Annotated in this window: 16 protein-coding genes; 5 read left to right on the forward strand and 11 right to left on the reverse strand. The window is 44.1% G+C overall.

Annotated features, from left to right (window positions below):
- The first annotated feature begins 156 nt into the window (after nucleotides 1–156).
- The 3 genes from V144x_RS28000 (at nucleotide 157) to scpB (ending at nucleotide 2,410) form a co-directional block, all read left to right on the forward strand.
- Nucleotides 157–912, forward strand: a complete 756-nt coding sequence (locus tag V144x_RS28000) for a Crp/Fnr family transcriptional regulator (protein ID WP_144990506.1) — start codon at nucleotides 157–159, stop codon at nucleotides 910–912.
- 154 nt (nucleotides 913–1,066) lie between these two features.
- Nucleotides 1,067–1,549, forward strand: a complete 483-nt coding sequence (locus V144x_RS28005; RefSeq protein WP_144990507.1) for an anti-sigma factor family protein — start codon at nucleotides 1,067–1,069, stop codon at nucleotides 1,547–1,549.
- A 72-nt stretch (nucleotides 1,550–1,621) separates the two neighbouring features.
- The gene (gene scpB / locus V144x_RS28010; RefSeq protein ID WP_144990509.1) at nucleotides 1,622–2,410 is read left to right on the forward strand and encodes an SMC-Scp complex subunit ScpB; all 789 of its coding nucleotides are present in this window, start codon (nucleotides 1,622–1,624) and stop codon (nucleotides 2,408–2,410) included.
- Between the two features lie 34 nt (nucleotides 2,411–2,444).
- Here the strand turns inward: scpB and V144x_RS28015 are convergent, their stop codons facing one another.
- From V144x_RS28015 to metF, 8 genes are all read right to left on the reverse strand, one after another.
- The gene (locus V144x_RS28015; RefSeq protein WP_197998679.1) at nucleotides 2,445–2,939 is read right to left on the reverse strand and encodes a GNAT family N-acetyltransferase; all 495 of its coding nucleotides are present in this window, start codon (nucleotides 2,937–2,939) and stop codon (nucleotides 2,445–2,447) included.
- Nucleotides 2,940–3,049: 110 nt separating this feature from the next.
- Nucleotides 3,050–3,355 (reverse strand): hypothetical protein, encoded by a 306-nt coding sequence (locus V144x_RS28020; RefSeq protein ID WP_197998680.1) that lies wholly within the window; start codon nucleotides 3,353–3,355, stop codon nucleotides 3,050–3,052.
- Between the two features lie 46 nt (nucleotides 3,356–3,401).
- Nucleotides 3,402–3,644 (reverse strand): hypothetical protein, encoded by a 243-nt coding sequence (locus tag V144x_RS28025; RefSeq protein WP_144990513.1) that lies wholly within the window; start codon nucleotides 3,642–3,644, stop codon nucleotides 3,402–3,404.
- A 31-nt stretch (nucleotides 3,645–3,675) separates the two neighbouring features.
- Nucleotides 3,676–4,164 carry a GNAT family N-acetyltransferase gene (locus tag V144x_RS28030; RefSeq protein WP_144990515.1) on the reverse strand — a complete coding sequence of 163 codons (489 nt, stop codon included), beginning with the start codon at nucleotides 4,162–4,164 and terminating at the stop codon, nucleotides 3,676–3,678.
- Nucleotides 4,165–4,207: 43 nt separating this feature from the next.
- Entirely contained in the window at nucleotides 4,208–4,600 is a 393-nt protein-coding gene (locus V144x_RS28035; protein ID WP_197998681.1) for a GNAT family N-acetyltransferase, read from the reverse strand.
- Between the two features lie 232 nt (nucleotides 4,601–4,832).
- Nucleotides 4,833–5,264 carry an NUDIX hydrolase gene (locus tag V144x_RS28040; protein WP_144990519.1) on the reverse strand — a complete coding sequence of 144 codons (432 nt, stop codon included), beginning with the start codon at nucleotides 5,262–5,264 and terminating at the stop codon, nucleotides 4,833–4,835.
- A 22-nt stretch (nucleotides 5,265–5,286) separates the two neighbouring features.
- A complete protein-coding gene (locus V144x_RS28045) occupies nucleotides 5,287–6,144 on the reverse strand; it encodes a shikimate dehydrogenase (RefSeq protein ID WP_144990521.1) in 858 nt (285 codons plus the stop codon).
- Between the two features lie 60 nt (nucleotides 6,145–6,204).
- Complete coding sequence (gene metF, locus V144x_RS28050; protein ID WP_144990523.1) at nucleotides 6,205–7,083, reverse strand: methylenetetrahydrofolate reductase [NAD(P)H]; 879 nt, start codon at nucleotides 7,081–7,083, stop codon at nucleotides 6,205–6,207.
- Nucleotides 7,084–7,561: 478 nt separating this feature from the next.
- Between metF and ahcY the strand changes: the two genes are divergently transcribed.
- Nucleotides 7,562–8,893, forward strand: a complete 1,332-nt coding sequence (ahcY, locus tag V144x_RS28055) for an adenosylhomocysteinase (protein ID WP_144990525.1) — start codon at nucleotides 7,562–7,564, stop codon at nucleotides 8,891–8,893.
- 191 nt (nucleotides 8,894–9,084) lie between these two features.
- Nucleotides 9,085–10,107 carry a sugar phosphate isomerase/epimerase family protein gene (locus V144x_RS28060; protein ID WP_144990527.1) on the forward strand — a complete coding sequence of 341 codons (1,023 nt, stop codon included), beginning with the start codon at nucleotides 9,085–9,087 and terminating at the stop codon, nucleotides 10,105–10,107.
- Between the two features lie 98 nt (nucleotides 10,108–10,205).
- On the opposite strand, the gene V144x_RS28065 is transcribed toward V144x_RS28060, so the two are convergent.
- The 3 genes from V144x_RS28065 to V144x_RS28075 all read right to left on the reverse strand — a co-directional run bounded on the left by V144x_RS28065 (nucleotide 10,206) and on the right by V144x_RS28075 (nucleotide 13,459).
- Nucleotides 10,206–11,249, reverse strand: coding sequence for a fatty acid desaturase family protein (locus tag V144x_RS28065; RefSeq protein WP_144990529.1), 1,044 nt, complete (start codon nucleotides 11,247–11,249; stop codon nucleotides 10,206–10,208).
- A gap of 330 nt (nucleotides 11,250–11,579) precedes the next feature.
- Nucleotides 11,580–13,058 (reverse strand): sulfatase family protein, encoded by a 1,479-nt coding sequence (locus V144x_RS28070; protein ID WP_144990531.1) that lies wholly within the window; start codon nucleotides 13,056–13,058, stop codon nucleotides 11,580–11,582.
- 167 nt (nucleotides 13,059–13,225) lie between these two features.
- On the reverse strand, nucleotides 13,226–13,459 hold the full coding sequence (locus V144x_RS28075; protein WP_197998682.1) for a SlyX family protein: 234 nt from the start codon (nucleotides 13,457–13,459) through the stop codon (nucleotides 13,226–13,228).
- Nucleotides 13,460–13,589: the final 130 nt, after the last annotated feature.

Raw genomic sequence — 13,589 nt, forward strand, 5'->3', positions numbered from 1 at the left:
AGATGGGGGTTCTCAAATGGACTTCGGAACCTCTATATTATTATCATCCCACTTGGTACTATTAATACATTCAATCATTCGATTTGTTGCAACCGACTACATAATACTTGCCACCTCATATTCTTCTTCTCTGGAATATGGATAAGGTTCATCTGTATGGACAAAAATTTCTGGTACTTGAAGAACTGTGATTTGTTTGAGCGGCTGAGCCAGGATCAAATCGCGGATGTCGAAAGGCACTCTTCCGTACGGCAGTTCGGTCGAGGAAATCTGGTGTATCTCCCGACGGAAAGTAGCGATTCTGTATTCCTCGTGCTTACAGGGAGAGTCAAGCTCTATCATATCACAGGCGAAGGAAAACAGGCCCTTCTGGCGTTGATTGAACCTGGAGAACTCTTCGGAGAATTAGCCATCCTGGGGGGTGGCGAACGCGAAGAATATGCTGAAGCAATGCTGAAATCCACAATTATTCGTATTCCCGGACAGGTCATTCAGGATCTGATGGAACAACATGCCGGTGTCTCTCTAGGTGTAACAAAACTGATGGGGCTGCGACGTCAACGCGTCGAGCAAAGATTAAAATCGTTACTGTTTCGCTCAAATCGTGATCGACTTACTCACTTATTACTCGACTTAGCTGAAAAATATGGCCGTTTTACCCCACAAGGGGTTCTAATCAATATCAAACTTTCTCATCAGGAACTGGCGAGTATCATTGGCAGTACGCGAGAAACAGTGACTGTTCTGCTGGGCGAGATGCAGGACGAACGGACGATCGATGTGCAAAAACGACAAATTATCTTACGAAAGGCTCAGCATCTGGCACATTCGATTGATTTTAAACTCACTCCCGCTCTCCTAACCAAGCCAGACCAGTCAGGAGAACATTTATTAAGAGGCGCAGAAGCATAATTGTTTCGTATTTTTGGTCAGAAAACGTATATATGTTCGAACTGTAAGCTATTTCACAGACTACATCAGAGAAGAATTCGATAATCAATACAGGGGTACTATCCCCAATATTACAAAGGCTCAATTCCTACTGATTCAGGTAGGAGGTTTTGACATGAACAAAAACAATCCAACCGAACAACATCAGGATTCTGAAACTAAGTGGCAGCCTTGCGCTTCAGGTGATTTAAGCCAATTTGTGTCAGTCATGAAAAAACGCAAGCAAATCAGTCGTTTCATTACTGGTGCGGAGATCGTAACTGCTTGTCTGATCATAGGTATGGTTGGTTTTTTTGGTATGAATCAGCTCTCGGGACCTTCCAGTCAGACTATTCAAGTCTCAACAGAGGATTCGGAAAAGTTTTGTCCTGGAGGAATTTACTGTCCTGAAGTCATCGATCATGCCAAAGATTATGTGTCAAATCTGTTAGACCAGGAACTGACCCAGAAAATCGAGGCTCATCTCGTGAATTGTCCTCATTGCCAAAAAAAGGTTGATCAACTTAGGGCAAACATGGACAATAACGCAGCCGACCAGAAAGCCGCTTTACTGAAGCAGGCTAAATGGGAGGCCTATCTACTGGCGTTAAATCAGTAGGAGCCTTTTGCTTTATGATGCACATCAGCCATCTTGCCGTTCGATGTCTGATTCCCTGAAAGGATTGAGGGAATGTCCCCGGAAGAAGAAACACCTGAATCCAATGAAACAACCATCTTCAACGAAGATGATTTTCTGGCTGCATTTGCATCGAACGGCGAAGTCGATGAAAAATTAGATGCCGATTACGAGCGCGCCATTGAAGCGCTTGAAGCAGTTGAACGCGATCTGGAACTCCCGGAAGTCCAGAACGGTATTGATAACAACGAAGCGCTTCAATCAGAGGCATCTGCAAATAAACAACAGGCTGGTTCTCTAACCGAGTCTCAGAGGGAAGCACGAGTTCCTCCCAGACAGATCATTGAAGCCGCTTTGTTTGTGGGAGGAGAACCATTAACAACTAAGAAATTGTGCAATCTTCTGAATAGTGAATTTTCTTCTTCCTATGTTGACGATTTACTGGATGATCTCAATCGTCAATACATTGATGAAGCACGACCATATGAAATTCGCATGGAAGAAGGCGGCTATCGGCTCGTGCTACGTCACGACTTCGAACGCATTCGAAACCGGGTATTTGGTTTTGGCCCCAAAGAAGTCAAACTTTCACAGGATGCGCTGGAAGTGCTCGCACTCGTGGCTTATCACCAACCTATCAGCAAAGACCAAATCATCGAAGCCGGCAAGGAGAAAGCTGTGGGTGTTTTACGCCAACTGTTAAGGCGCGAGCTCATTGCCATCGAACGCGAAGCAGAAGGCAAATCAGATGTCAAATACATCACCACTGCCCGCTTCCTGCAAGTCTTTGGTTTGGGGAACATCGAAGAACTCCCTTATAGCGAATCATTGAGTCATAAGTAGACTTCTTCTATTGGCATCACTATTGAGCGCACTTTCAAATGCGATACTGTGCCATTACAACAATGTCTTGATAATCTCCATTAAGGCATCGTGCATATCTTTTGATGCCCTCAACCTGATATCCATATTTTTTATAAAGATTCATTGCGATTTCATTGTCAGAGAAGACCTCTAGCTCTAAACGTTTTAAACCCTGCAGCCAGGCGTGCTCAATCGTTTTTTCTAAAAGTCGTTGACCTATACCCTGACCCCGAAATTCTGAGATTACCCCGATGCCAAGTGAACCAACATGTGTCATCGATCGACGAGTGAACGGGATAATATCCGCCCACCCAACAATGGTCTCATTTGACTCAGCTATGTACTGGGCATGATTATTTTCGACATTTGTTTTTATAAATGTCTGCGTGCTTTCAAAAGGTGGCGGTTCTAGCGTCAAAATGTATTCCTTCTCAGCAGCGACACTCGAGAGCGCGTTGTAAAAACCTTCTGCGTCTTTAATTTCGATTTGCCTGACCGTAATACTCATTTTTCTTTTTACTGCTCTATAGTTCAGAATAACTATTTCAAACGTGATCACTCTTAGACACAAAATCTTAAAGAGTGTTCGTTTTAAGAGAGACGTCAGAGTATTTGAACTTACCATATTTCGAAAATGACCAGCATCAAAGCTACGATTGCAATCAGGATCGCTACCATCAGGATTGGCAAATAGATACGAGGAGAGATATTTGAGGGATCTTCGTCGGCAACGATCTTTCCGCCACTGAGAATGATGAGCCATTTAGGGAGTTCACCATAGATCGTATAAACGGTTCCCAGCACAACACCAATACACAACATCACCTGAATGCGAAGGTCATCAACACCACCAACGAAAGTCCAACCGAACAAGACAAGCAAAATCAGCGAAAGCAAACCAGAAGTGATACGTTTTGGTGACACGAAGTACTATCCCCTCGTCAGAAGCTGACTGAGTATCGGTACTGACTTACTTGTCATTCGTCAAATGCGATACTCTGAGCTTGTAACCCGACCACAGCGCGATCAAAGCCCAGGCAATAGACGTCGTTCCCATGTATCGATACATCGCCAATCGACCAAGGTTTCCACCAGGATTGTCTGGCATAAACATCTCTGCGACAAGCACTCCGGAAAAACCAAGCAGGGCACAGAAACCGAATACTATCAGGAAAACCCAGTGCTGCTTACTATTAATTTGGTAATTATTCATCTCGTCCTCAATAACATATTTATTCAATATTTTAACTGATTGACTGATACTTCATCCAGACATATTCTACCGGTTGCCTCTGATTAAATGTTTTCTGCACATCAGCTGGAAGGACCTTAAAGCCCGACTTTTGATAGCAACGAATTGCAATGGTATTTTCAGGCAAGACTCGCAGAAAACGATCCACTAAACCAAACGTTTCTGACTGAGCAACTAAGGCTGTCACAAACATCTGACCAATTCCTTTGTTCCGATGTGCCGGATGCACAATGATTCTAGCGAGTTCGATCTCCTGTTCTGATTCATCGATCCATAATTCCTCATATGCGACTAATTGACCTTTATGTCGGCCAATGAAAGGGTGTATCTCAGGATCATCATGCCAGATACGAAATTGCTCCGATTTGAGAGGAAAAACAGCATCTGCTCCTGCCCATGTCTTGAGTTCGTTGGTATCGCGAGGCCAGCTTGCAATTTCAACGGAATCATCTTCTGAAAAAGGTAAAAGTGTCAAACACATTGAACTGAACCGAACTTGAAAATGATCGCTGGCCCCCTTCTCGCTATGCAAGATCTTTCATGAAAAAGTGCTTGTCATGTCCGTGCGAATCCCAATTGGGCAAACATCCTACTTCTCGGTATCCAAGTCGACGATAAAAATCGGGTGCCTGGTAAGACATGGTAGCTACATAGGAGGATCTGCATCCGCGATCAACGGCCATACGCTCAGCTTCCGTAACAAGGAGGCGACCTACGCCCATTGATCGATAATTGGACGATACCGCCATAACGTCTATTCTCAACCATTGATGTAAAAAGGAACCCTGCAAGCCTCCAATAACCTCGTCGTTAACGTCCCGTGCAGATAAAAACAGAGGAGGCTCTTGCCCTCGATCAAGCGATTCCATGAATTCACCATTCTGCTGATAATTGAAATCACGAAGCCATGTGAGCATCACTTCCAGTTCACTGTCACTCTCCTCTACGATAACTTTTATAGAATTCATCGTTGGAGCTCACTTGTGATTCAACTGCATGACTTGATCCACCTAATCTGCCTCTGCGACTCAAAGTCATGTAATAGGTTCGCGTTTAAGAGAAACTGTTACAGTAGATTCATTAACCGCAATACGAAACTCACTAAAACAAGCTGAAACGACGAAGAATACATTGTATGAATGTCTTTATTTAACTAAGTTCTTTCCTGATCTCATTATAAACTGAAGGTGGCACAATATTTTTTTGAACTACATCCAACTCTTCTTGCGAAAACCATACCACCTTAAAACGTTCACCATTCGATTCGATTCCTTCCGACGGGAGGGATTCTCGAACAATGTCTTCTATGTGACATACATAGTGAAACATAATCTCATGTTCTGGAATCCCATTAAATTCAAACAATGATTCATGGAAATTAATGAATTCTAACTCTTGGTCTTTAACACCTAACTCTTCAGATAGTTCACGCTTTGCAGCAACATAAAGCATCTCGCCAAACTCAACTCCTCCACCCACAGGAATATAGAACTTAAAATCGCGTACGGAATCATACCCTTCCGAAAGTAAAACCTGCTTCCGATTAATTAGCGAGATAATTACCTTTGTTCGTATTTTCATCGCTAGTACTATTTTATCATTTTCAGACTCCAAAAACTTCTTCGAGCGCGGCGCGCATGACACGTGGATCAGGTTCAACGCCGGTCCAGAGCTTGAAACCGATCACTCCCTGGTTGACAAGCATGCCCAGTCCATCGAGGGTAGGGCAGCCTGCTTTGGCGGCTTCGCGGAGCAGATGAGTCTGGGGTGGATTGGGAATTACATCTGAAACTATCATATTTGGTTTGAGAGAGGAATCATCGATGGGGAAAACGGCATCCACATCAGGAAACAAGCCGATGGATGTAGCGTTAATTACTACATCAACATCTTCTGAAACTGAGTAGTTTCCTTCCCATGGCACAAAGGTCACAGGTACGCCGGTTTTTTCTTTTAACAGCTCAGCGAGTTCTTTCCCGCGCTGGCTATTACGATTTACGATCGTGATTTCAGCGGCTCCCGATAATGCCGTTTCGACGCCGATCGCGCGGGCCGCACCACCAGCGCCAAACATCACAATTTTTTTGCCTTGAGGATCGGTGAGTTCTTTTAGCGATTGTACAAAACCTTTGCCATCCGTGTTCTCGCCAATGAGTTGATCATCTTTTCGCACTATACAATTCACGGCCCCCATCATGGCGGCGGCATCACTCACACCATCCAGATATTGAATCACAGCGACTTTGTGCGGAATTGTTAAATTCGCACCGCGAAACCCCATCGCTCTTAAACCGCCGATAGCCTGCTCCAGATTTTCCGGTGCGACTTCAATGGTTTGATAACGCCACTCCAGACCACAGTCTTTGTAAGCTGCTTCCATCATGCACTGCGATGGGTTTTCTGCTATGGGTTGCCCGAGTACACAAGTCAGTTCCTGTTTGAAATTAAGTGGCTCACTCATGCTGTTCCTTATTTATCTACTTCTTGATTGAGTCTGACTTACTTGATAACAGTGTTGCTTTTATCGCTTGTGAAAACCGAGTGCCTCAAAAATACGTTTGCAGGCGGGTGATCGATTCAGAGCATAAAAATGAATTCCGGGCACGCCATCATCAATTAACTCCTGGCATTGTTTGATGGCGTATTCGACGCCGATTTCAAATTGTGCTGTAGAGTCGTCCTGTACAGACTCCAGCTTGCTCTTAAGTTCCACTGGTAACGTTGAATTGCACATCGCCGTGATACGCTGAATTCGTTTGAATTCCGTGATGGGCATGATACCGGGAATAATAGGACAGTGAATTCCCGCCTGCACACATCGTTCGCGAAAATCATGAAAACAGGAATTATTAAAAAAGAGTTGTGTATAAACAGCGTCTGCTCCCGCATCGACTTTTCGTTTCAAGTTTGCCAGATCCGTTTTCGCATCTACTGCATCGGGATGAACTTCCGGATAGCCGGCGACACCTATTCCCATCTTAGGAAAGTGCTCCCGAATCAAAGCAACGAGTTCATTTGCATAACGTAAGCCTCCGTCTGCGGGGATGAAGGTTTCCTGCCCCTCAGGCGGATCGCCGCGTAAAGCCATGATGTTGTTGATACCAGCTTCAGAAGCATTTTTTAACCACTCAATCAGTTCTTCACGCGTAGAAACCACACAGGTAAAGTGTGCGGTGGCTGAAGTTTGGAAGCGCTCTTGAATAATTTTACATAATTCTATGGTCCGCTTACTGGTTGATCCTCCTGCACCATAAGTACAAGAGACAAACGCTGGTTGATAGCCAATTAATTCTTCCAGCGTCTTGAAGAGATTAGCATCGCCTTTTTCACTTTTAGGCGGAAAGATTTCCACAGACAGGTCGAATGTTCCTGACTGGTATAATTCACTGATCCGAGTCATATTTTGTTTTCTTATTCATATTGAGAGTTTGAAATGAGCAAACCATGGCTGAATCATAGTGAAAGAGACAGACATAGTGTATAAATTATGCATTTTGCAGGTCAACAAATCTGGATTTTCTATTGCCAGTATGAGCCGATTTACCTATCTTGCATTCAGCAGAGGTACCAGATTACTTGTCATAGGTAAAGCCTCTTGGCCTGAGGTATATTGCGAAGCAGATCAAAGACCCGCTGATAAACAGAGCTTGATACCATCATTGAGAGAGGCAAAAGCCTTAGGTTCGCTGTAAAACATCAGAGAAAACCAACTACAGAACTGAAAAGGCTTTCTGGGATATTTCGTAAATCCCATGGTATTTCTTGTGTCTCAATTTTGTCAGCCGATATAAATCAACTATAATACCAAGATTCAAGTCGTTTTCTGCTTGAATTAAATTCAACCCCCCTTTTCCAATTGAACAAAAAAAGGACTGAGAATGTCGACCGAAACTAACTCCCTGCCGTATAAAGTAAAGGACTACAGCGAAGAGGAATTCCAAAAACTGGCTGCCTGGGGTCGTAAGGAAATTGAACTCGCAGAGACCGAAATGCCTGGTCTCATGGCGTTGCGGGAAAAATATGGCAAAGATCAACCACTCAAAGGCACTCGTATTGCCGGTTGTCTGCATATGACCATTCAGACTGCTGTATTGATCGAAACATTGACCGCCTTGGGAGCTGAAGTTCGCTGGTCAAGCTGTAACATCTTTTCCACACAAGACCATGCCGCCGCTGCAATTGCCGCAAGTGGTGTACCTGTTTTCGCCTGGAAGGGGATGAATGAAGAAGAGTTTGACTGGTGTATCGAGCAAACACTCTTCTGGCCTAACGGCGAATCACTCAATATGATTCTTGACGATGGTGGTGACTTAACCGTCATGGTGCATGAGAGGTATCCCGAACTTCTAAAGAGCATTAAAGGCCTCACCGAAGAAACAACTACCGGTGTACATCGTCTGCATCAGATGCACGAAGCAGGGAAATTGGGTGTCCCCGCCATTAACGTCAATGACTCAGTCACTAAGAGCAAATTTGACAACCTGTATGGTTGCCGCGAATCTTTGGCAGATGGAATCAAACGTGCCACCGATATCATGATCGCCGGGAAAGTGGTTGTGGTCTGCGGCTATGGCGATGTCGGTAAAGGTTGTGCCGATGCCATGAAAGGTCTGGGTGCACGTGTTCTGGTAACAGAAATCGATCCTATCTGTGCTTTGCAAGCCGCTATGGAAGGTTTTGAAGTCACCACAATGGAAGAAGCGGCTGCCCGGGGCGATATCTTTGTTACCGCCACTGGTTGCTGTGATGTGATCTGTGGCGAACATCTGGATCAAATGAAAAACGAAGCCATCATTTGCAACATCGGGCACTTCGATTCGGAAATTCAAATCGCTTACCTCAAAGAGCGAAAAGATATCAAGCAGATTGAAATCAAACCACAGGTCGACAAGTTCGTTTATCCTGACGGCAAAGCATTGATCGTACTCGCAGAAGGCCGTCTGGTGAACCTGGGTTGTGCGACCGGTCACCCTTCATTTGTTATGTCAAACAGCTTCACCAATCAGGTGATCGGACAGATTGAACTCTGGAACGAATCAGATAAATATGAAATCGGCGTCTACATGCTTCCCAAACAGTTGGATGAAGAAGTCGCCCGCTTGCACCTGGATAAACTGGGAGTAAAGCTGTCGAAACTCTCCGATCAACAAGCTGATTATCTGGGCATTCCCGTCGAAGGACCTTACAAACCAGAATACTATCGCTATTAAAAGCGAGGCTGTTTTGTAAACTTCAGCATTGAATTTCCTCCGAATCGCCATCCTGGTGATTCGGAGGTTTTGTTTTTTAATGCTTTCAGTACCTTGATTGTTTCCTGAAGATTGAGTTTTTATAATCCAAAAACTGTTTTGATGTGAGCATCTATCCTGCAATTCCATTAATCACAAAGAAAGATCCTTTTATGACTCCCTTTTCTTCTCGCCGCGACTTCCTCAAACAAACTACCGCATTTTCTGCTGGACTTGCGTTTTCCAGTTGGGCGGGTTCTACCTTTGCTTCTACTTCACTGAATCAGCCGTTGTTCAAAATTTCTCTGGCGCAATGGTCTCTGCATCGTGCACTTAAAAGCGGCAAGATGGACAACCTAGAATTTGCGAAAGTTGCTAAAGACGAGTTTGGAATTTCTGCTGTCGAGTATGTCAATCAGTTCTTCAAAGACAAGGCCAAAGACGCAAAGTATCTCGCCGAGATGAATCAGCGGGCCTCTGATGCAGGTGTGAAAAATTTACTAATCATGATCGATGGAGAAGGGGCACTCGGCGACCCTGATCCCCAAAAGCGAACGCAGGCAATTAAAAATCACCATCAATGGGTAAAAGCTGCTAAAACATTAGGTTGCCATTCAATTCGGGTGAATGCTCGTAGTAATGGCAGCTACAAAGAACAACAAAAACTGGCTGCTGACGGATTACGTCGCCTCACTAAATTTGCAACACAATATGATATTAATGTACTTGTGGAAAATCATGGTGGCCTGTCATCAAACGGTGCCTGGTTGGCGGGGGTCATGAAAATGGTCAATCTTCCCAACTGTGGAACACTGCCTGACTTTGGAAACTTTGTGATCAACCGCAAAACCGGTGAAGAATATGATCGCTATAAAGGGGTCAAAGAACTCATGCCTTATGCGAAAGCAGTCAGTGCCAAAACGCACGACTTTGACAAAGACGGTAATGAGATCAACACCGATTATGTGAAGATGATGAAAATCGTTCTCGACGCCGGTTATCATGGATATGTTGGCATTGAATATGAAGGCAGGAAGCTCGACGAATATGCGGGAATCAGGGCCAGTAAAAAACTGTTGTTGAAAGTGCGCGATGAACTGACGCCGGTTGCTGAACCTTGTCCTCAACCCGTGCAGGAAGAATGTTGTGGTCGCACCAGACGTGGCCTGTTCCGCAATCGCCGTTTTAGAAGATAAGACAGCTCGATTTCGGACGTCTATAGAGAGAATTAAAAACGCCCCATACTTATTAAAAATGTATGGGGCGTTTTGATTTTCAAACATCAGACACGGTCTTATGCCTGATGAGGCTTTGCAACATCGCGATCAGAAAGAATTTCTCTGGCAACGTCTGTCACAAAGTTATCTGCACCTAACCATTTCTCTTTTTTGGGAGCAGGAGCTCCCGCATTCATACCGACTCCCGGATTCCAAAGCGCGGGCAAGGTATGTCTAATGGCAGACATATAGGTTGTAAAGACAGGGTATTTTGTGTCAGGATTTTCGTCCTGATAAGAGTCCATTTTCTCGACAAGCTTATTGTGAGCAATTTTGGGGTGTCGATGATGGGGACCATGTACGAAAATGTCGAAGTTGATATATGTGCAAACCCGAGTAATCAGATTAGAACCGATGACGGTTCGTGTTCCCAGCAAAGGATCGTAACTTTGCATTCCCAGGTGTTCTGTGAATTTACGAAATGTCTGAATGACACTGGCAACCCAATGCGGAATGACCCAGGCAACGAGAAAAGGAACCCAGAGAGAGAACCAGGCAACAGTACCCAAGATCAACGCCCAGACCGCTGCCATGGCTGCGTATTCCATCCGCATGGCTTTCATGATTGCAGGCTTTTTCACCGGTGTGTTCTTACTGAAACACAGGCGACTGTAAACTAAGGGGGAAGTGATAAACCCAAACGGAAATTCCATCCAACAGAAGATACGACGGAAGTTCAACGACGTATTAGGGTCGGAATAAGGCCATAATTCCCAGTCACCTGGCTTATTCAAGTAAGCATGATGACGAATATGAGCTTCGCGATAAGCGGTATAGGAAACAAACAGCATGGTGCCAATGGCGCGACCTAACCAGATGCTAACCCAGGGTTTTCCACATATTCCCTGGTGGGACGTTTCATGAAAACAGCTCGACCAGCAAAACATGCTATACGCGGCGATAAGCGTCCACCCTATCTGGAAATACCAGGCACTAGTGGGCCATTGAAAGGCCAATGCTAATATCGCTGCACTGCCAAACAAGGAATGTAAAAACCGGGGAGTCGTTGACTTCGTCTCGAGATCGCTGATCTCTTTGGCGGTGTAATGAGTAACAGACACGGCACGTACCTCCTGGTTGTGCTCAAACTTTCAAAACGATTCGTTAAATTACGTATCGGAAAGGAGAGCCTATGTTCCATCAGGGGAAATGCAACATTTTGTCTGGTTCACATTGAGTTTTACCAGACTTGAGTTTCTTCACTCAAACTTCCCGATACTACTAAAGTAAGTCGGTAAAGGAGTGATGCATAATTGAAACACTCAAACAAAACAGATAATTAATAGAGCGTGCAAAAAGATTGCCGATTATATCGATTTCAGTGATTAAAACACTGAAATGATGACATGACATACTTCAGGTACGAAGGATTGATGCCATACCGATGGTCATTACTTTTTGGATGGTAAATACAGAGACGAATCGGGAAATAATTTTTTGGTCATCAGTATTGTTTTTGAATTGCCGCCATTCCAGATATCCCATTGAGGATCCGCGTATTTCGCAAAGAATTGATCCATTCTCTGTTTGAGTTCGTTGCGAGTCCTATTGAATTTAGAATTTTCAATCAAATTTGTTCGTTCACCAGAGTCTTGCGTCAGATCATAAAGCTCGTTTGGACTCTCGCGAAAACGTTCGATGTATTTCCAGTCTTTCGTACGGATGGCACGCACATTTTCAAACTCATAAAAGACGACTTCAGACCAGGGAACCTGTTTACCTTTCAAAACCGGTGCAAAGTTTCGACCGGGTGTTGCTGGTTGAGTGGGAATTTTGTCCTGCATTCCCAAATAGCTCAACAATGTGGGATAAACATCATAATTGGCAACCATCATATCTTGTCGAGCTCCCGATACTATTTTGCCCGGATGAGAAAAAATGAGCGGGATACTGATTGTCCAGTCAAATGCTGTGAGAGGCCTGGTATGATCGCCCATACCCCAATAGCCACTATGACCGCCGGCTAAGCCCTGATCTGCAGTAAAAATGACCAACGTATTCTCACGCAATCCGAGGTCTTTTAGTGTTTGCATGATTTGGCCCACACCATCGTCAACCGCAGAAACCTCTGCAGCATATTTTCGAATGATGTTTAAATCACCAATCCAGTCACCATAGTTGAAATTCCAGGGCTGTGCTTTTTCTCGGGGAAAAGAGGGAAATGTCTTTTTTTCGTATTCATCCTTAAACCGATTTTTGATCGGTTCCTTCATAGCAGCCCCCAAACCATAAGGGCCATTGTAGGTCAGAAATAAAAAGAACGGTTTATTCTGGTTTTGTTTGATGAATTTGATTCCATGCTGTGTCCACAGATCTGTCAGATAGGTCGGTTCATCACGAATTTTCTCGTGCTCGATTACTTTCTGGTTATAAAAACCCGAACTGGCACCATGCGGCTTCGTTATCCAGTATGAAAATCCTTCCTGAGGATAAAGATTATCACCCAGATGCCATTTTCCCGACAACCCACAAACATAGCCTGCATCATGCAATACCTGCGGAATCGATTGAAATTCTTCCAGTGTGTTAAATGCATCAGGTCCGGTTTGTATGCGTGGTCTGAGATAACAGTGCACCCCATGCTGGCAGGGCATTAACCCGGTAAGAAATGTGGCTCGGGTGGGAGAACAGACGGCATTATTCGCGAAAGCGCGTGTAAATAAAGTTCCTTCTTTCGCAAGGCGATCGATATTCGGCGTTTTAATGTCGCGGTTTCCATAACAACCCAAAGTCCATTCACCGTGATTATCAGTCATGATAATTACAACATTCGGCTGCTTCTGTTCTGCAGCCGCTAGCAAATTGATTCCAGAGGAGCAAAACAAAGAAAACAGGCAAACACGAAACATCAATGAAATCACCTGAGACATGAGTAAAACCCTTCCGGAATTCAGATAAGATATATGACAAACACTATCTAATAAGATGAAGCATCAGAATGGCTTTTTCAAGCTGTTCATTTCCGAGAACATTAGATTTTTAAATGGTATTGGAATTAATAACGTGAGATTGATAAACCATTGTTGAAGGATATTAATCAATAATGTGGTGGTTTTTCCTGATAAGAATCAGGCCCTTCCTCTTCTTCCTCTAGCATTCCAATGCGAAAATCTAACTGTTTCATCGACTTCGTAATGGCATCAACAACTCTGCCTTGTTGCAGGATTGCTTCATTTAACTGTTCGATATCGTGCTGGATATGCATTAACACGGACTCTAGTCCGTTAAGGCGAGATAATAATTCTTCCACCTTGGATGTATGATCATTCATTTTGGACTGTGCCTTTCGCTTAAGCTTCTTTTTTGATGATGCATCTCGGTTGGTAATCATATAGAATTTTAGTTGACTTTTGATACTTATTTAAACAACTTGAGGCTAGACTACCAATGATTCAACGATT

The sequence above is a fragment of the Gimesia aquarii genome, from assembly GCF_007748195.1.
GTDB classification, from domain to species: Bacteria; Planctomycetota; Planctomycetia; order Planctomycetales; family Planctomycetaceae; genus Gimesia; species Gimesia aquarii.